12 protein-coding genes and 3 tRNA genes are annotated in these 18,251 nt (G+C 59.4%); 4 read left to right on the plus strand and 11 right to left on the minus strand.

Annotation, left to right across the window (positions count from 1 at the left end; translation table 11 throughout):
* Positions 1–2 precede the first annotated feature (2 nt).
* From ACQ4WO_RS07360 to tig, 8 genes are all read right to left on the minus strand, one after another.
* On the minus strand, positions 3–1,928 hold the full coding sequence (locus tag ACQ4WO_RS07360; RefSeq protein WP_436480850.1) for a SurA N-terminal domain-containing protein: 1,926 nt from the start codon (positions 1,926–1,928) through the stop codon (positions 3–5).
* A 410-nt stretch (positions 1,929–2,338) separates the two neighbouring features.
* A tRNA-Asp gene (locus ACQ4WO_RS07365) sits at positions 2,339–2,415 on the minus strand.
* Between the two features lie 17 nt (positions 2,416–2,432).
* Positions 2,433–2,509, minus strand: a tRNA-Asp gene (locus tag ACQ4WO_RS07370).
* A 125-nt stretch (positions 2,510–2,634) separates the two neighbouring features.
* The gene (locus ACQ4WO_RS07375; protein ID WP_010398442.1) at positions 2,635–2,907 is read right to left on the minus strand and encodes a non-specific DNA-binding protein Hbs; all 273 of its coding nucleotides are present in this window, start codon (positions 2,905–2,907) and stop codon (positions 2,635–2,637) included.
* A gap of 205 nt (positions 2,908–3,112) precedes the next feature.
* On the minus strand, positions 3,113–5,524 hold the full coding sequence (lon, locus tag ACQ4WO_RS07380) for an endopeptidase La (RefSeq protein ID WP_086138046.1): 2,412 nt from the start codon (positions 5,522–5,524) through the stop codon (positions 3,113–3,115).
* 273 nt (positions 5,525–5,797) lie between these two features.
* A complete protein-coding gene (gene clpX / locus ACQ4WO_RS07385; RefSeq protein WP_034787303.1) occupies positions 5,798–7,066 on the minus strand; it encodes an ATP-dependent Clp protease ATP-binding subunit ClpX in 1,269 nt (422 codons plus the stop codon).
* 200 nt (positions 7,067–7,266) lie between these two features.
* Positions 7,267–7,884 carry an ATP-dependent Clp endopeptidase proteolytic subunit ClpP gene (clpP, locus tag ACQ4WO_RS07390; protein WP_374106865.1) on the minus strand — a complete coding sequence of 206 codons (618 nt, stop codon included), beginning with the start codon at positions 7,882–7,884 and terminating at the stop codon, positions 7,267–7,269.
* Positions 7,885–7,969: 85 nt separating this feature from the next.
* Positions 7,970–9,310 carry a trigger factor gene (tig, locus tag ACQ4WO_RS07395; protein ID WP_139092814.1) on the minus strand — a complete coding sequence of 447 codons (1,341 nt, stop codon included), beginning with the start codon at positions 9,308–9,310 and terminating at the stop codon, positions 7,970–7,972.
* 600 nt (positions 9,311–9,910) lie between these two features.
* Here tig and ACQ4WO_RS07400 point away from each other — a divergent pair.
* Positions 9,911–10,093: a hypothetical protein gene (locus tag ACQ4WO_RS07400; RefSeq protein WP_436480851.1), complete on the plus strand. Its 183-nt coding sequence runs from the start codon at positions 9,911–9,913 to the stop codon at positions 10,091–10,093.
* Positions 10,056–11,615 (plus strand): hypothetical protein, encoded by a 1,560-nt coding sequence (locus ACQ4WO_RS07405; protein WP_436480852.1) that lies wholly within the window; start codon positions 10,056–10,058, stop codon positions 11,613–11,615. The genes ACQ4WO_RS07400 and ACQ4WO_RS07405 overlap by 38 nt, the downstream gene beginning before the upstream one ends.
* A 59-nt stretch (positions 11,616–11,674) precedes the next feature.
* On the opposite strand, the gene ACQ4WO_RS07410 is transcribed toward ACQ4WO_RS07405, so the two are convergent.
* From ACQ4WO_RS07410 to ACQ4WO_RS07420, 3 genes are all read right to left on the minus strand, one after another.
* Positions 11,675–11,757: transfer RNA gene (locus ACQ4WO_RS07410), tRNA-Leu, on the minus strand.
* Positions 11,758–11,941: 184 nt separating this feature from the next.
* Positions 11,942–15,040: an efflux RND transporter permease subunit gene (locus ACQ4WO_RS07415; RefSeq protein ID WP_436480853.1), complete on the minus strand. Its 3,099-nt coding sequence runs from the start codon at positions 15,038–15,040 to the stop codon at positions 11,942–11,944.
* Positions 15,037–16,200, minus strand: a complete 1,164-nt coding sequence (locus tag ACQ4WO_RS07420) for an efflux RND transporter periplasmic adaptor subunit (protein ID WP_081368049.1) — start codon at positions 16,198–16,200, stop codon at positions 15,037–15,039. The genes ACQ4WO_RS07415 and ACQ4WO_RS07420 overlap by 4 nt, the downstream gene beginning before the upstream one ends.
* A 288-nt stretch (positions 16,201–16,488) precedes the next feature.
* Between ACQ4WO_RS07420 and hpnC the strand changes: the two genes are divergently transcribed.
* On the plus strand, positions 16,489–17,370 hold the full coding sequence (gene hpnC, locus ACQ4WO_RS07425; RefSeq protein WP_436480854.1) for a squalene synthase HpnC: 882 nt from the start codon (positions 16,489–16,491) through the stop codon (positions 17,368–17,370).
* A 46-nt stretch (positions 17,371–17,416) separates the two neighbouring features.
* Positions 17,417–18,250 (plus strand): presqualene diphosphate synthase HpnD, encoded by an 834-nt coding sequence (gene hpnD, locus ACQ4WO_RS07430; RefSeq protein ID WP_139092815.1) that lies wholly within the window; start codon positions 17,417–17,419, stop codon positions 18,248–18,250.
* Position 18,251: the final 1 nt, after the last annotated feature.

Below are 18,251 nucleotides of genomic sequence, written 5' to 3' on the forward strand. Positions count from 1 at the left end.
GATTACGGAGCTTCCGGCGCTGCTGCTACCGGTGCGGTCACCGGCTTGACGATCTTCACCTTGGCCTTGGCTTTCAGATATTCGACGTAATCGAACATTTCCTGTTGTGCCAGGATACCGCTGATCTGGTCTTTCTCTTGCTGGCGGCGCGCTGCGTCCACTTGTGCCGGCTGCTGCACCTTGGCGATGCGGTAGATGCCGTAGCCCAGGGCTGGCAGGTCCACGCCCACATAGGCTGGCAACTTGCTCGTGTCCGCTTTCATGACTTGCGCGATGGCGGCACGGTTGATGCCGTCGAGCTTGCTACGCGATACCCATTGCGCCGCGCCGAAACCGGTGGCGTCACCGGAAGCCTTCAAGGCGGCCAGCTTGGTCTCGCCCGCTTTCTTGGCCAGCTTTTCCGCTTCTTCCATCGTCACGCGCTGACGGATCATCGCTTCGACTTCGGCCAGCGGACGCTTCGAGGCAGGCTTGAATTCCACCACGCGGCCGGCGATCAGCACGTTCGGTGCGACAGTGACGGCTTCCGTGTTGCGCTTGTCTTTCAGCGAGTCGTTCGAGAAGATGGCGGTCAGGAACTTGGCGTTGTTGAACGGCGCCTTGCCCAGTGCTGGCGATGGCGTGCGCGACAGGTTGGCGACGGTTTCCACTTTCAGCTTCAGCTTGTCGGCCACCGGCTTCAGGCTGTCCGATTGCTCGTAGACCGTGTTGGTGAACGTTTCGGCCATTTCCGAGTATTTCTTGGCAGCAAATTGCTTGCGCAGGTCGGCCGTGATTTCGCCGCGCACTTCGTCCAGCGCACGAACGTGCTGTGGCTTGAGCGAGGTGACGGTCAGGATGTGGAAGCCGAAATCGGAAGCGACGACATCGCTGATTTCGCCTTGCTTGAGTTTAGCGACAGCGCTCAGCAGCGGTGCTGGCAAACCATCCTTGCCAATCACGCCCAGGTCGCCGCCTTGTTCCGCGGACGCCGGGTCTTCCGACTTGGCTTTCGCCACAGCGGCAAAACTGGCTGGCGCCTTGCGGACTTCCGCCAGGATGGCTTCGGCCTTGGCCTTGGCGGCAGCCTTGTCGGCGGCCGATGCATCTTTCTTGACGGCTACCAGGATGTGGCTGGCCTGGCGCGCTTCTTCCGTCGTGTAGGCTTTCTGGTTCTTCGCATAGTAGCCGGTCACGTCGGCGTCGGTGACGTCGACCTGTTCGCTGGCGGCGCTGTCATCCAGCACGACGTACTCGACCTTCGCTTGTTCCGGGATTTCGAAGAACTTGCTGTTCTTGTCATAGAAAGCCTTGATCATGGCGTCCGTCACTTTGACTTCCGACACATACTGGGCGATCGGCAGCAGCAGTTCCTGCACTTCACGCTCTTCCGAGGTAATGTCGGACAGGCGCTTGGAGACGGTGCTCGGCGCGAAGGCGGTACCTTGCACGGCGCCGGCCAGTTGCTGCAGGGCCAGGTCGCTGCGGCGGCGCGCATCGTACATCTGCGGCGTCATGCCTTGGGCGGCCAGCATGGCCTTGTAGCGTTCCAGGTCGAATTTACCATCCGGCAAAGTCAAGCCTGGGATTTCCAGCACTTCCTTTTGCAGCACGGCATCGCTGATGACCAGGTGGCTGCGGCCCACTTCGGCGGCCACGGCGCGCTCGGCGATCAGGTTGTCGAGGATGCTCTGGCGCGCTTCCGGCGTGTCGAACATTTTCTGGTCGAACTGCTCGCCCATCATCTGGCGGTAGCGGTCGATCTGCTGGCGTTGCGCTTCTTCATATTGCTGCTGCGTAACGACCTGGTCGCCGACCTTGGCGATGGTGTTCGCGCCATCGCCGAAGCTTTGGTAGCCGCTGATACCGACCAGTGCAAAAGACGGGACGATGACCAGCATCAGGAGAAACTGCATCAAGCGTCGATGGGTACGAATAAATTCAAACATGGTCAGCCAATTCGGGATGAGTGGATCACTATAAAAAAAGGCGAACATGCGTTCGCCTTGATTTCTTCGGCGGAATGGACGGGACAGATGTCCACTTCCCCTTTAGATTCAACAACTTGGCGCTGGAACTAAAGCAGGATTCTGACGCCCAAGCCATTATCTCCTGATTCTACAATGCCCATAGCGCTATAGCAAGAGTAAATCAGGGCCTGCGCCCTGCCCTGGCACCGCATGGCGGGCAAGGCGCCGAGCTCAAGCATTTAACCCGGCGCAGCTTAAAGCGGATTTAAACGCAGGCGTTTTTATTCAAAATGGCAGGATGGGATTTTAAAAGCAGGCGTACCGAGATAATCTGGCGCTGAAAAAGAAAAACCCGCGCTACTTATTCAGCAGCGCGGGCTTCTATATTCTGGCGGAGCGGACGGGACTCGAACCCGCGACCCCCGACGTGACAGGCCGGTATTCTAACCAACTGAACTACCACTCCTTAAGAGCGTATTTTTTTGGCGGAGCGGACGGGACTCGAACCCGCGACCTCCGACGTGACAGGCCGGCATTCTAACCAACTGAACTACCACTCCGAAAAATACACAGTACTACTTGCATTTGCATTCAGGGTTGCGATTCGAAGAACTTCAACCCTGAAATCGCGGCACCCGGAGGCGCCGCCAAATGTTTCCGGTGATTGTCACCTCACCGAAGTCCGTTAGTTTACAGCATCCTTCAAAGCTTTACCAGCTTTAAATTTTGGAACTTTTGCAGCTTCGATCGTGATCGCTTCTTTGGTACGCGGATTGCGGCCGGTACGCTCAGCGCGTTCGCTGACCGAGAAAGTGCCAAAACCAACCAGCGTCACGCTGTCGTTGTTTTTCAAAGTTTCCGTCACGCCGCCGATAACAGCGTCGAGTGCGCGCGCAGCGGCGGCTTTGGAAATGTCAGCTTTTTCAGCAATGTGGTCGATCAATTCAGTCTTGTTCACTAGCATCCCCAATTACAAAGGTATAAAACGTTTTACCGTATCGTTGCGGCACTTTTGGCACCACAGCTGTCCGGCGAAAAAAATGTGCAGGCGTATTAAACAAGCCACACTGTATATGTGTCAAGCGCTTTGGGGGCGCAATTCACGTTTCAATATAAAACAAGCGCTCTAAAAGCGCTTGTTTGGGGAAAACAGGGGTAAAACGTTAGTGTTTTACCACCTCGCCGGCCGCGTCAGGCTTGGCCGCGGCGGCCGTGACAGCCTCCACCGCAGCGACGTCCGCCAACGCTTCAGGCATGCGTTCGAGGGCGATTTCCAGCACTTTGTCGATCCAGCGCACCGGGACGATCTCGAGCTTGTTCTTGACGTTGTCCGGAATGTCGGCCAGGTCTTTCACGTTCTGCTCTGGAATCAGGACCGTCTTGATGCCGCCGCGATGGGCCGCCAGCAGCTTTTCTTTCAGGCCGCCAATCGGCAACACTTCGCCGCGCAAGGTGATCTCGCCCGTCATCGCCACGTCGGCGCGCACGGGGATGCCCGTGAAGACCGACACCATCGCCACCGTCATGGCCGCGCCAGCGGAAGGACCATCTTTCGGTGTCGCGCCTTCCGGCACGTGGATGTGGATGTCGCTCTTCTCGAACACGTCCGCCTTGATGCCCAGGCGCTGTGCCCGGCTACGCACCACCGTGCGGGCTGCCTCGATCGACTCTTTCATGACGTCGCCCAGGGTGCCCGTGCGGATCACGCCGCCCTTGCCCGGCATCGACACGGCTTCGATGGTCAGCAGATCGCCGCCCACTTCCGTCCATGCCAGACCGACCACCTGGCCCACCTGGTTTTCTTTCTCTGCGACACCGAAATCATAGCGGCGCACACCGAGGAATTTGTCCAGGTTCTTCGAGTTGACGATGACTTTCTTGTCGGATTTCTTCAGCAGCAGCATCTTGACCACCTTGCGGCAAATCTTCGACACTTCACGCTCGAGCGAACGCACACCGGCTTCCCGCGTGTAGTAGCGGATGATGTCGCGCAGGGCCGACTCGGCCACCGAGATTTCCTCTTCCTTCAAGCCATTGTTCTTGATCTGCTTCGGCAGCAAGTAGCGCTGCGCGATGCTGGTCTTTTCGTCTTCCGTGTAACCGGACAGACGGATCACTTCCATGCGGTCAAGCAAGGCTGGCGGAATGTTGTACGAGTTCGACGTGGCCACGAACATCACATCGGACAAGTCGAAATCGACTTCGATGTAATGGTCGGAGAACGTGTGGTTCTGCTCCGGGTCCAGCACTTCCAGCAGGGCCGACGATGGATCGCCACGGAAATCGGCGCCCATCTTGTCGACTTCATCGAGCAGGAACAGGGGATTGCGCACGCCGACCTTCGACAGCGATTGCAATATCTTGCCCGGCATCGAGCCGATGTAGGTGCGGCGGTGGCCGCGGATCTCGGCTTCGTCGCGCACGCCGCCCAGGGCCATGCGCACGAACTTGCGGTTCGTCGCGCGGGCGATGGACTGGCCCAGCGAGGTTTTACCCACGCCCGGAGGACCGACGAAGCACAGGATAGGCGCTTTGAGCTTGTCGACGCGCTGTTGCACCGCGAGGTACTCCAGGATGCGTTCCTTGACCTTGTCGAGGCCGTAGTGGTCGCCTTCGAGCACTTTTTCCGCATTCGACAGGTCGTTGTTGACCTTGGATTTCTTTTTCCAGGGCAAATTGACCAAAGTGTCAATGTAGTTGCGCACAACGGTGGCTTCGGCCGACATCGGCGACATCAGCTTGAGTTTTTTCAGCTCGTTGGTGGCCTTGTCGAGCGCTTCCTTCGGCATTTTTGCCGAAGCGACTTTTTTCTCCAGCTCGTCGAGGTCGGCACCATCTTCGCCCTCGCCCAGTTCTTTCTGGATCGCCTTGACTTGCTCGTTCAGGTAGTACTCGCGCTGCGACTTTTCCATCTGGCGCTTCACACGGCCACGGATGCGCTTTTCCACCTGCAGGATATCGAGCTCGCCTTCGAGCTGGCCCAGCAGGTGCTCGAGACGCTTGGCCACGCTGAAAATTTCCAGGATGACTTGTTTTTGCTCAAGTTTCAGCGGCAGATGCGCGGCCACCGTGTCGGCCAGGCGGCCGGCATCGTCGATACCGGACAACGAAGCGAGAATTTCTGGTGGAATCTTTTTGTTCAGTTTGACGTACTGGTCGAACTGCTGCACGATCGCGCGGCGCATGGCTTCGACTTCCGACTCGTCGCCCGGCTCGGACTCGAGCGGCGTCAGGTCGGCGATGAAGTGCGTCGGCGCATCGCTGATGTGGTTGATACGGGCACGCTGCGCGCCTTCGACCAGCACCTTGACGGTGCCATCGGGCAGCTTCAGCATTTGCAGAATATTGGCGACGCAGCCAATTTCATAGATGTCCGAAGGCGATGGCTCGTCCTTCGCGGCTGCTTTTTGAGCGGCAAGCATGATGCTCTTGCCCTGCTCCATCGCAGCTTCCAGCGCCTTGATCGACTTTGGACGGCCAACGAACAGCGGTATCACCATATGCGGGAAAACGACGACATCCCGCAACGGCAATAACGGCAGTTGAGTTTGCTCAGTTAATTTGGAAGTTGTCATGGCGTACCTTATAGAAAGCGTGTTTACGATGTTGGCGCTCGCTGCCAAAACACAAGACCGGCGAGAATAAATAATTCTGTGAAACAAACATAAAGTCTATTTCGCAAAACACACCCGCATGACTGTAACAAATGCAGTTTTCACAGTAAAAAAGCCACGCGCAGCTAAGCGCCGCGAGTGGCTTTACGATTGAAGCCTGCACTCATTGATTTAAATTGTACTGCCATGCATTAAGGAATCAAAACCCTTTTTATGCATTTGTCTCAGCAGTATTCAATTTTCTCCGGAAGCCTTTGCAGTCTCTTGATAAATCAACAAAGGTTTGGCGCCACTGGTGATGGTATTTTCGTCGATGACGACCTTCACCACGTTTTGTTCGCTCGGCAGTTCGTACATCACGTCCAGCAAAGCATGTTCCAGGATAGAACGCAGACCACGGGCGCCGGTCTTGCGCGCCAGCGCCTTCTTGGCGATCGCATGCAGGGCGGCCGGACGAATCTCCAGTTCCGCGCCTTCCATCTCGAGCAGCTTCGAATACTGCTTGATCAGCGCATTCTTCGGCTCGACGAGGATCTGGATCAGCGCCTCTTCCGTCAATTCCGCCAGAGTGGCGATGACGGGCAGACGGCCAACCAGTTCCGGGATCAGGCCGAACTTGACCAGGTCTTCCGGCTCCGCTTGCAGCATCAGTTCGCTGGCCGTGCTTTGCGACTTGCTGCGCACCGTGGCCGAGAAGCCGATACCGCTCTTTTCGGAACGGTTGGCGATCACTTTCGACAGGCCGTCAAAGGCACCGCCGCAGATGAACATGATGTTGGTCGTGTCGATCTGCACGAAATCCTGGTTCGGGTGCTTGCGCCCGCCTTGTGGCGGCACGGAAGCCATCGTGCCTTCGATCAATTTCAACAAGGCTTGCTGCACGCCCTCGCCCGACACGTCGCGCGTGATGGACGGATTGTCGGACTTGCGCGAAATCTTGTCGATCTCATCGATGTAGACGATGCCGCGCTGGGCTTTCTCGACGTCATAGTTGCAGCTTTGCAGCAGCTTCTGGATAATGTTTTCCACGTCTTCACCCACATAACCGGCTTCGGTCAGGGTGGTGGCGTCGGCGATCACGAACGGCACGTTGAGCATGCGCGCCAGGGTCTGTGCCAGCAGGGTCTTGCCCGAGCCGGTAGGACCGACCAGCAAGATGTTGCTCTTGGCCAGTTCGATGTCGTCTTTCTTGCCCAGGTGCTTGAGGCGCTTGTAATGGTTGTACACCGCCACCGACAGGATGCGCTTGGCAGTCTGCTGGCCGATCACGTACTGATCGAGCAAGGCGGCGATTTCTTGCGGCGTCGGCAGGTCGGATTTGGTACCGGTCACCGTCTCGATGCTCGACGTTTCATCACGGATGATGTCGTTGCACAAGTCGATGCACTCGTCGCAAATGAATACGGACGGGCCGGCGATGAGTTTCTTCACCTCGTGCTGGCTTTTGCCGCAGAACGAGCAATACAGTAATTTTTCGCCGCTAGAGGATTTTTTGTCTGACATAAGGCATTTTGGTTGGAACTGCATTAACAATATTGCAAAATCGCAAGCCGGAGTGCGGTAGTTGCCCGCAAAGGCTATTACCCATGGCGCAAGTCAACAACGTGCACAAGCTCCATGCTACCCGAAATAAAAGCGAAACGCCCGAACGTTTGATCGCCCGGGCGTTTACTTACATGCTTAGCAATACCGGTAGGGACTCATCAAGCGCGGCTGGTCAACACTTTGTCGATCAAACCATACTCAACGGCCTCGTCGGCGGACATGAAACGGTCGCGGTCGGTGTCCTTGGCGATCTGTTCGATCGACTGGCCCGTGCGCTCGGCCATGATGCCGTTCAAACGGGTGCGCAGGTAAAGGATTTCCTTCGCCTGGATCTCGATGTCGGACGCCATGCCTTGCGAACCACCGGACGGCTGGTGAATCATGATGCGCGAGTTCGGCAGCGAGAAACGCTTGCCCTTGGCGCCAGCGGCCAGCAGGAAAGCGCCCATCGAAGCAGCCATGCCCGTGCACAGGGTCGAGACGTCCGGCTTGATGAACTGCATGGTGTCGTAGATGGCCATACCGGCCGAGACCGAACCACCTGGCGAGTTGATGTAGAGCGAGATTTCCTTTTCCGGATTTTCGCTTTCCAGGAACAGCAGCTGGGCGACAACCAGGTTGGCCATCTGGTCATTGACCGGGCCAACCATGAAAATCAAGCGTTCCTTCAGCAGGCGCGAGTAAATATCATACGAGCGCTCGCCGCGACCGCTTTGTTCCACCACCATCGGCACCAGGCCGAGCATCTCTGTGTCCAGCGCCGGATTACGGTTCATACCTGTCATTTCATTTCCTTGTGAAGCAGTTAGGGGATACCGCCCTCGCCTTTCGGCAAGAGCCTGCATCCCAATACCAACTGGTTTACGCTTGTGCGTTGCTTCCCATCAGTTCGTCGAAAGCAACTGCTTTCGTCGTGACTTTCGACAGGCCCAACACGTAAGTGACGACGTTTTCTTCCAATACAAGGGCTTCGATCTCACCCAGACGACGACGGTCGCTGTAGTAGTACTTCAGCACTTCGCGTGGATCTTCGTAGCTTTGGGCGAAATCTTCGATTTGCGCCTTGACTTGCTCAGGCGTTGCCTGCAGGTTGTTGTCGCCCACCAGTTGCGACAGGATCAGGCCCAGGCGTACGCGACGCTCGGCTTTTTCTGCGAACAGTTCTGCTGGGAAAGGCACGTCCTTGACGTTCATGCCGCGCTGCGCCATGTCTTGACGGGTCATTTCGGCCAGGCGCTCGGAATCCTGAGCGATCAGCGTTTTTGGCACTTCCAGCTCAGCAACTTTGATCAGCGCGTCCATGACGGCTTCCTTGTTGCGTGCTTTCACGCGGCCAGCGACTTCGCGCTGCAGGTTGACTTTGATGTCTTCGCGCATTTTGGCCAAGTCGCCATCGGCAACGCCCAGGGACTTGGCGAATTCCGCATCGACTTCCGGCAAGTGCGCCCATTCCAGCTTTTGCAAGGTGATGGTGAACGAAGCGGTTTTGCCGGCAACGTCTTTACCATGGTAGTCCTCTGGGAACGACAATGGGAACGTCTTGGCTTCGCCCACTTTCAGGCCCAGGGTCGCTGCTTCGAATTCTGGCAGCATGCGGCCTTCGCCCAGCACGAAAGCGTAGCCTTCAGCTTTGCCGCCTGGGAATTCAACGCCGTCGATCGAGCCGACGAAATCGACGGTCACGCGGTCGCCGTTGGCAGCGATAGCCTCACCGCCGTCGCCGTGTTCGCCAGCTTCGCCCTTGGTGTGGAAGTGCACGCGCTGCTTGCGCAGGATGTCGATGGTCTTGTCGATTTCGGCTTCCGACACGTCGGCTTGCACGGTTTCGATTTCAACGGCCGTCAGGTCGCCGATGGCGACTTCCGGATACACTTCGAACGTTGCGTCGAAAGCCAGCTGGCCTTCGGCTGCTTCTTCTTTCGGCACGATGTTCGGGAAACCGGCCACGCGCAGATTGTTTTCGTTGGCGGCGTCGTTGAATGCGCGGCCGACTTTGTCATTCAGCACTTCGGATTCAATTTGGTAGCCGTATTGTGCTGCGACCATTTTCAACGGCACTTTGCCCGGACGGAAGCCCGGTGCCTTAGCCGTACGGGCTTGCACTTTCAGGCGCTTCTCAACTTCCGTGCGGACGTCCGTCAGCGGGAAGGAGATCGTGATACGACGTTCGAGTTTGCCCAAGGTTTCGACTGCAGTTGCCATGTAAAAAATCGTCCAAAAAATAAACACTGTTGGTGCGAGAAAAGAAGACCCGACCCCTTGCGCCATCACTGGCGGCAAGACATGGGTCCAGCTTCACTCGCTCGCATATTCATCTGTAAAAGTACTGAAAACAGGACGATGGACCTGGTCTACCCGGCTGAGGAAAAACCCGCACCAGGCACCAAACAATCCGCCGCTTCCAGTACTGCGACAGGGCTCCGAGCGTCCAGCCATGCTTCTAAGTCAATGCAGGGCCGGCCATCATTCGGTAAAGCGTGGCATTATAACAAAGGACTTCGGGAAAGTGGCTGGCTTTGCAGCCCGGCCACAGAGGATACCAGCGGCGGCGAACGAGTCGCCACAGCCTGGGGGTGCCCTGTCTTTACTCTTGCCCCGGCATTCTTTATTTCGCCAGAGACAGGCTTTCCAGCCTGCTTCGTGCATTAGTATATGCGAACTGGCGCCCCGTCCGAAACAAAGAAATGCGCTCACAGCGAAGATTTCGGGCAAAAAACCTTTGATTTACCTCAATTTGGCCATTTTTCAGGCAAACCTAAGTCGCGCAAGCCCTCTCCAAGTGAATTTAATGGAGAAAACATCATGAGTGATAGCACACCCGGCAGTTCCAGCAACGCCAAAGCCAAGCTGCAAATGGTCCTCAGCCGCCTGCTCGACGGCGTATCCGATGACGACCTGCAAAAAATCCAGACGGAAGTCGATGAGATGGAATTGCGCATGCGCGGCGATGGCCACCACGACCACGACCACCCCACCGTCGTCTGACCCGGCAGTGGCTGCGCTTACCCCGTGCGCCGCGCCACCGGATGCGGACGTGCTGGCAGCCGTGGAAACGGCGCTGGTGACCCACCGCGCCTTTGGCGACAGCGGCTATATCCGCGACCAGCTGGCCGTCGCCTACCGGCGGCGCCTGCACAAGCTGGGCAGCACCCTGCCCGAAGCCGCGCGGCTGGCCAGGCTGCTTGATGCGGCGCCACCGGCGCGCCAGCGCCAGCTGCTGGGAGACACGGTGCTGCGCTGCGCCGTCCAGCACGCCATGCGCCAGTTGCACCTCGGTGACGAGTACGGCTTGCCCCTGCCGCAATGCGCGGCATTGTTTCAGGCGGCCAGCGCACACCTGGACGCGGGCCTGCCCGGCGGCCCGTTGACGGCGCACCTGCCCGACATGGCGCGTCTTTACGGCGAGCCCCCACCGCAGGACAACGACACCTACCTATGGCATGCCTGGCAGGAAGGCACGCCGTATGCACGCGCCTTCCTTGCCGTGATGGACGATAACTACGGCGCGCCACTGGCCACGCCCACGCCACAGGAACGGGCCCTGCTGCGCCGCGGGCTAGGCTTGCTGGAAACCTTGCTGCCCCGTCTGACGGCCAGCGCGCTTTCTCACGTGCAATTGGTCGCCCTGTTTCCCAAGCTGGGCACGTGGCGCGGCAAGGCGTCCAGTTCGCAATTTCGCGTCAATGGCAGCGTGTTCCTGAACCAGGAACTGATCGGCAATCCCTGGTGGCTGGCCGAGCACTTGCTGCACGAGTCGCTGCACCAGAAACTGTACGACTTCCGCCACGGCCACAGCCTGCTGGCGCGCGACTATGCGCGCGAGGATGGCGCCAAGGTTTGCTCGCTATGGAATGCGCCCGATGATGAGGGCAATCACTATTGGGATGCCCACCGCACCCTGGCCGCCTTCCACGTCTACGTGCATCTGGCCCTGCTGTGCCTGCTGGCCGAGCAACAGGAGGCGGCACTGTCGCCCCAATACGGCCCCATCGGCCAGCACATGAGCGGCAGCCGGCGCGCCATCGACCGCGCCCGCTACCTGGGCGAGCAGTTGCAAAGCACGACCTGGCCGGAACTGGGACTGGCCGGGCGGCAGATGACGCACTGGCTGCTCGATGTGCTCGACGCCCTCGACACGCAACGGCGGCCAGGCGGCGCCACCGTGCATTTGCTGCTCGATCTGTACGAGCGCCAGAGCCGCAAGCTCGACACTTATTTGGCGCAGCAGCCCCCGCCCCGCAGCGACACGCTGGCCGCGCAGGCGCAGCAAGAGCTGGCGTTGACGCGCGAGGCACTGCACCTGCTGGACAAGCAATTGCCGCCCTCAACGCAGGCGCACGAGCACAACTGGCCACAGGCACGGCAACGCGTCTTGCAGGCGCTGTGGCCGCTGGCTGAAGATGACAAGTTAATGGAAAGAAGCGGCTACCCGCAGGCGCAGGCACTGATTGCGCAGATGGTGCAACAGTCGAGCCGGCAACTGGGCGCACTGGGCGCACTCGCTTAATTGCCTGCTTTGGAGAAAATCTTGATGACGCTGCACGTCCGGGCTGAAACAACCCGGATTGGTGCGGATGGGGAGACTCGAACTCCCAAGCCGAAGCACTGGCTTCTAAGACCAGCGTGTCTACCAATTCCACCACATCCGCATTTGGTACTACTTTGTGCTACTTGTTGCAGCCTGCTCCTGATTTTAACAACTCGGGAGCGATCTGGCTACCGTGGACTTATAGAGCAAGCCCGGAGCAAACGCTCGGTAAAGCAAAGGCGGCATTCTACTGGATTTCCCAGAGGAATGCCGCCTTTTTTATGCCTGTGGCCTGGGGTGACTATTTAACCTTCGACCTTGGCTGCCTCCACCGGCCTCTTGACCCGGAACCAGGCCGCATACAGGGCCGGCAGGAACAGCAAGGTCAACGCCGTCGCCAGGATCAGGCCGCCCATGATGGCCACCGCCATCGGCCCCCAGAACACGGAGCGCGAGAGCGGGATCATGGCCAGCGCCGCAGCGGCGGCCGTCAGCACGATGGGGCGGCAGCGGCGCACGGCCGAGTCGATGATGGCGTCCCACGGGGCGGAGCCATCCTTGATGTCTTGCTCGATCTGGTCGACGAGAATCACCGAATTGCGGATGATCATGCCGAACAGCGCGATGATGCCCAGGTTGGCCACGAAACCAAGTGGCCGGCCCAGCGCCAGCAAGGCAAAGGCGGCGCCCGCCACACCCAGCGGCCCCGTCAGGAAGACCAGCAAGGCACGCGAGAAACTGTGCAGCTGCAGCATCAGCAAGGTGAAGATGATGAAGATGGCCAGCGGCAGGTTGGCCGAGATCGACGCTTCCGCCTCGCCGCTGTCGGCCGCCACGCCTTTCACCACGATGCGGTAGCCGGACGGCAACTTGGCGCGCAAGGCGTCCAGCTGCGGCGCCAGCTGCGTCGACACGGTCGCGCCCTGGATGCCATCGATCACGTCGGACTGGACGGTGATGGCCCATGCGCGCTTGTCGCGCCAGACGACACCCGGTTCCCACACGAAATGCGCGCGGGCCAACTGCGAAATGGGCACGGACTTGCCCGTTGCCGTCGGGATATTCGTGTCATTCAACACGGAAATCGTCGCCCGCTCTTCCAGAGGCTGGCGCACCTGGATGTCGATCAGCTTGTTGTCCTCGCGGAACTGGCCGATAACCGTGCCCGACAGAATCGTATTGGCCGCCTGCATCACCGTTTTCGAGGTGACGCCCAGCGCGCGCATCTTGTCCTGGTCCAGGTCCAGGCGCAGCACTTTCACCGATTCATTCCAGTTGTCGTTCACGCCCAAGGTGTTCGGATTGGCGCGCATGATGTCCTTGACCTGGTCGGCGATGGCCCGCACACCCGCCACTTCCGGCCCCAGGACGCGAAATTGCACGGGATACGGCACCGGCGGCCCATTCGGCAACAGCTTGACCCGGCCCCGCACTTCCGGGAAATCCTTCTTGAAGACGTCGACGATTTGCTGACGCAAGCGTTCGCGGTCCGCCAGGTTCTTCGGCAAGACCACCACTTGCGACACATTGGTCTGCGGGAAAATCTGGTCCAGCGGCAAATAGAAACGGGGACTGCCCGTGCCCACATAGCTGGTCACGCTTTCCACGCCGTCGAGCTTGCCCACAAACGCTTCGAATTTCTTCACCTGCTTTTCATTCGCGACAAACGTCGTGCCTTCGGGCGACCACAGTTCCACCATCAGTTCGGGACGGCTGGAATCGGGGAAGAATTGCTTTTCGATAAAGTTAAAGCCGTAAATCCCCAGCGCAAAGATGGTCAGGGTGGCGGCAATCGTCGTCTTGCGCCATTCCACGCACCAGGTGACGGCGCGGCGGAAGCGGCGGAAGTTCGGCGTATCGAACAATTCATGGTCGTTATGCGCGTGCGGTTTGACTTTCAGCAAGATGTAGCCGATGTACGGCGTAAACACCACGGCCACCACCCACGAAATGATCAGGGCCAGCGCATTGACGGAGAACAGGGAGAACGTGTATTCGCCGGCGGCCGACTTGGCCAGGCCGATGGGCAAGAAGCCCGCCACCGTGATCAGCGTGCCCGTCAGCATGGGCATGGCCGTCGACGTGTAGGCGAACGTGGCCGCGTCGAAACGCGACATGCCCTCTTCCATCTTGCGCACCATCATCTCGACGGCGATGATGGCGTCGTCGACCAGCAAGCCCAGCGCGATGATCAGGGCGCCCAGGGAAATCTTGTGCAAGTCGATGTCGAGCAGGCGCATGAACAGGAAGGTGACGGCCAGTACGAGCGGGATGGTCAGCGCCACCACCAGGCCCGGCCGGACGTCGATGCGCAGCGGCTTCGTATGCAAGCCCAGCGCGACAAAGCTGACGGCCAGCACGATCAGAATGGCTTCGATCAGGGTATGCACGAATTCGCCCACGGAGGCGGACACGGCTTCCGGCTGGTTCGACACGCGCTGCAATTCTATGCCGACCGGCAATTCACTCTTCATGCGCTTAACCGTTGCCTGCAAGGCCTTGCCCATGTCGATGATGTTGCCGCCCTTTTCCATCGACACGCCCAGGCCGATCACTTCCTTGCCGTTAAAACGCATCTTGTCCTTCGGCGGATCGACGAATTCGCGTTTCACCGTGGCAAAGTCGCCGAGGCGGAAGGTGGTGCCGTTGGCGCGCAGTTCCAGGTTTTCCAGATCCTTGACGGTCACCATGGCACCCGTCACGCGCACTTGCAGATTATCGGTCGGCGTCACCAGCACGCCCGTGGCGTTGATGCTGTTTTGCGCGGACAATTGCTGCACGATGGCGTCGAAAGGGATGCCCAGCTGGGCAAATTTCTTGTGCGAAAAGATGATATTGATCTTTTCATCTTGCACGCCGAACAGTTCCACCTTCGATACCTGCCCCACGGCCAGCAGCTCCTGGCGCACCTTGTCCGCGTAATCCTTCATTTCCGCGTAGGTAAAACCGTCGCCGGACAGGGCGAAGATGGAGCCGTACGTGTCGCCGAACTCGTCATTGAAGAACGGGCCCACGACGCCGGACGGCAAGGTGCCCTGGATGTCGCCGATCTTCTTGCGCACCTGGTACCAGGCGGCGGCCGTTTCCTTGGGCGGCGCCGATTCGCGCAATTCCAGCAGGATCAAGGTTTCGCCCGGCTTCGAATAACTGGTGATCTCGTCGATGTACGGCGTTTCCTGCAGTTTCTTTTCCAGCTTGTCCGTCACCTGCTCGGCCATCTGCAAGGCCGTGGCGCCGGGCCAGTACGCTTGCAAGACCATGGCGCGGAAGGTAAACGGCGGATCTTCATCCTGGCCCAGGCTGGCATAGCTGAGCATGCCGCCAATCAGCAGCACGGCCATCAGGTAGCGCGTCAGCGGGATGTGTTCGAGCGCCCAGCGCGACAGATTGAAGCCGCCCTTCATTTGGCCGCACCCACGGTGACGGCGGCAGCGGCGGCAGCCGGCTTGCTGGCCACGTCGGCGCCGAGGATGGTCACTTTCTGGCCCGGCTTGAGCAGGTTGACGCCGGCCGTGACCACCGTCTGGCCCGCTTTCACGCCCGAAGCCAGCAGCAACTCATTGCCCGCCACGCCGCCCACCGTCACCGGCACGAGCTTCACGGCGCCGTTTTCCACCACCCACACGGAACTTTGCGACTTTTCATTGAACAGGGCCGTCAACGGCACCTTGATCTGCGGCGTGGCCGTCTGCGAGGCGAACTGCACCACGGCCGTCATGCCCAGGCGCACTTGCGGCGCGTCCGGGATGCTGACCTTGGCGATATAGGTGCGCGTGGCGGCATCGGCCACGGGCGACACTTCGCGGATCTTGCCCGGCAGCGCCTGCTTCGGATCGGCCCACAGGCGCACGACTACATCCTTGACGCCGCGCAAAGTCTCGACCTTGTCTTCCGGAATACCGATCACGACTTCCTTCTCGCCGCTCCTGGCCACTTGCACGACAGGCGCGCCGGGCGCCACCACCTGCCCCACTTCAGCCTCGATCCGCGTGACGACGCCATCGACGTCGGCCAGCAGGCTGGCATAGCCGGACTGGTTGGCCTGGCCACGGTACAGGGCCTGGGCCGCTTCCACGTTCGCCTGCGCCGCCTTGTAGGTGGCATCCTTGCCATCAAGCACGGCCTGGCTGACGAAATTTTTCTCGCGCAAATCCTGGTAACGTTTCAATTCCGCGCGCGCCAGGTCGCGGCTCGTTTCTGCGCTGACCAGCGAAGCCTTGGCCTGCGCCTGCGACAGCTGCAAGTCGACGGGATCGAGCTGCATCAGTACTTGCCCCTTCTTGACGGTGGCGCCCACGTCGACCTTGCGCGCAACGATCTTGCCGCCCACGCGGAAACCCAGCTGCGACACGACGCGGGGCACGACCTCGCCCGACAGCTCCGCACTGACGTCAACATTACTGCTAGACAACACGATGGCACGCACGGGGCGCACGTCTTCCACTTTGACGGCAGGCTTGGAACAGGCCGCCAGAGTCAGCGCGAGGGCCGCGGCGGCAGTCAGCCGCAGGGCAGGAAGTGCGGATGCGCCGGTCTCGCGGCGCAGGGTTTTCAGGGCAAACAAGGTATTTTCCTTTACTATGCGGGCTGTAATATTTTTATGCGGAGAAACTTTTTGCTCGTCCTTTGGGCCAAGCCAAACTTTTTCGCACGCGATATCCTTAAATTTGTGACAATATCAGCTTGGTCGTGACGGGGAGTACTCTTCGCCTACTGACTTTCTGGTTATTAATTATAATCGTGCATAAAAGTTTTTAGTGACTTTTGCGTCATTAATCTTGAGACGTACAACGTCCGGCCACACTCGAGCGTTTGGGGTGCCGGACAAACGCAAGACTAGAGAAGTGTGTTCATGCCTGTAGACCATTACGAAAATTTTCCTGTTGCATCATTTTTACTGCCGCGCCGCCTGGTGCCCGCCGTCGAAGCCATCTATGCCTTCGCCCGCAGCGCGGACGACCTGGCCGATGAAGGCGACGCCACGCCGGCCGAACGCCTCGCGGCCCTGCACGCCTACGAAGAAGCCCTGGGCCGCATCGACCGCCAGGAAGGCCATGCCGGCGAGAACGCCGCCATGTTCGAACGCCTGGCCGCTGTCATTGCCAAACACCAGCTGCCGCTGAAGCCGTTTTACGACCTGTTGTCGGCTTTCAAGCAGGATGTGGAAACGACGCGCTACGCCAGCTACGACGACGTGCTCGATTACTGCGCCCGCTCCGCCAACCCCGTGGGGCTGCTGATGCTGCACCTGTATGGCGCGGCCGATGAACAGAATGTACGCGATTCCGATGCCATATGTTCAGCTTTGCAACTAATTAATTTCTTGCAAGACGTCGCCATCGACCAGCAAAAAGAGCGCATCTACCTGCCGATGGAAGACTTGAGCCGCTTTGCCGTCTCCGCCGCCGCCTTCGAGCGGCCCGAGGCGCACGGCAAGTGGAGCGCCCTGATGCGCTTCGAAGTGGCCCGCGCGCGCGCACTGATGCTGTCCGGCGCGCCGCTGGCCCTGCGTTTGCGCGGGCGCATCGGCTGGGAACTGCGCCTGGTGGTGCAAGGGGGCTTGCGCATTCTCGAGTGCATCGAAGCCGTCAATTACGACGTGTTCCGGCGCCGTCCCAAGCTGGAGAAACGCGACTGGCTGGTCATTTTCTGGCGCGCCCTGCGCATGTCGCGCAAAAGCTTGCATCAAGAGACACAAGTAAAAACGGCTTTTCCCCCGTCGCCCACTCTGTAAGACGATAGAATAGCGGCTTCGATCTGCAACCCTTGCTCTTTTGACTATGTCTCCCGACGAATACTGCCAACAAAAGGCCGCCCAGAGCGGCTCCAGCTTCTACTACAGCTTCCTGTTCCTGCCGGCCGAGCGCCGCAAGGCCATCACGGCCCTGTACGCGTTCTGCCGCGAAGTCGATGACACGGTCGATGAATGCACGGACGAAGCCGTGGCACGTACCAAGCTGGTCTGGTGGCGCAAGGAAGTCAAGGCCATGTACGAGGGCAACCCCACGCATCCGGTGATGCGCGCGCTGCAGCCGCACCTGGACATCTATAAACTGGAAGAAAAGCATTTGCAGGCCATCATCGACGGCATGGAAATGGACTTGAACCAGACCCGCTACCTCGATTACCAGGCCATGAGCCGCTATTGCTGGCACGTGGCCAGCGTGGTCGGCATCTTGTCCGCCAGCATCTTCGGTGCGACCCGCCCGGAAACTCTGCTGTACGCGGAAAAGCTCGGCCATGCTTTCCAGCTGACCAACATCATCCGCGACGTGGGCGAAGATGCGCGCAAGGGGCGCATCTATTTGCCGATCAGCGAATTGCAGCAATTCAATGTCACGGCGGCCGACCTGCTGAATGCGCGCCATAGCGAAAACTTTGAAAACCTCATGCGTTTCCAGGTGGCGCGCGCGCAAAAGGCCTACGACGAGGCATTCGCCCTGCTGCCGGCGGAAGACCGCCGCGCCCAGCGCCCGGGGCTGATCATGGCCGCCATCTACCGCACCTTGCTCAATGAAGTCGAGCGCGACGGCTACCACGTGCTGAAACAGCGCATCTCGCTCACGCCGATCCGCAAACTGTGGCTGGCCTGGAAGACCTGGGTTCGTGGCTGAT

Origin of the sequence: Janthinobacterium aestuarii (assembly GCF_051380835.1) — a bacterium.
Classification (GTDB): Bacteria; Pseudomonadota; Gammaproteobacteria; order Burkholderiales; family Burkholderiaceae_D; genus Janthinobacterium; species Janthinobacterium aestuarii.

Coding starts and splice junctions, on each gene's coding strand:
- clpX (WP_034787303.1), bottom strand. CDS start 7,066: ATGTCAGACAAAAAATCCTCTAGCGGCGAAAAATTACTGTATTGCTCG.
- hpnD (WP_139092815.1), top strand. CDS start 17,417: ATGTCTCCCGACGAATACTGCCAACAAAAGGCCGCCCAGAGCGGCTCC.
- ACQ4WO_RS07405 (WP_436480852.1), top strand. CDS start 10,056: ATGGCCACCACGACCACGACCACCCCACCGTCGTCTGACCCGGCAGTG.
- ACQ4WO_RS07415 (WP_436480853.1), bottom strand. CDS start 15,040: ATGAAGGGCGGCTTCAATCTGTCGCGCTGGGCGCTCGAACACATCCCG.
- ACQ4WO_RS07400 (WP_436480851.1), top strand. CDS start 9,911: ATGAGTGATAGCACACCCGGCAGTTCCAGCAACGCCAAAGCCAAGCTG.
- hpnC (WP_436480854.1), top strand. CDS start 16,489: ATGCCTGTAGACCATTACGAAAATTTTCCTGTTGCATCATTTTTACTG.
- clpP (WP_374106865.1), bottom strand. CDS start 7,884: ATGAACCGTAATCCGGCGCTGGACACAGAGATGCTCGGCCTGGTGCCG.
- ACQ4WO_RS07360 (WP_436480850.1), bottom strand. CDS start 1,928: ATGTTTGAATTTATTCGTACCCATCGACGCTTGATGCAGTTTCTCCTG.
- lon (WP_086138046.1), bottom strand. CDS start 5,524: ATGACAACTTCCAAATTAACTGAGCAAACTCAACTGCCGTTATTGCCG.
- tig (WP_139092814.1), bottom strand. CDS start 9,310: ATGGCAACTGCAGTCGAAACCTTGGGCAAACTCGAACGTCGTATCACG.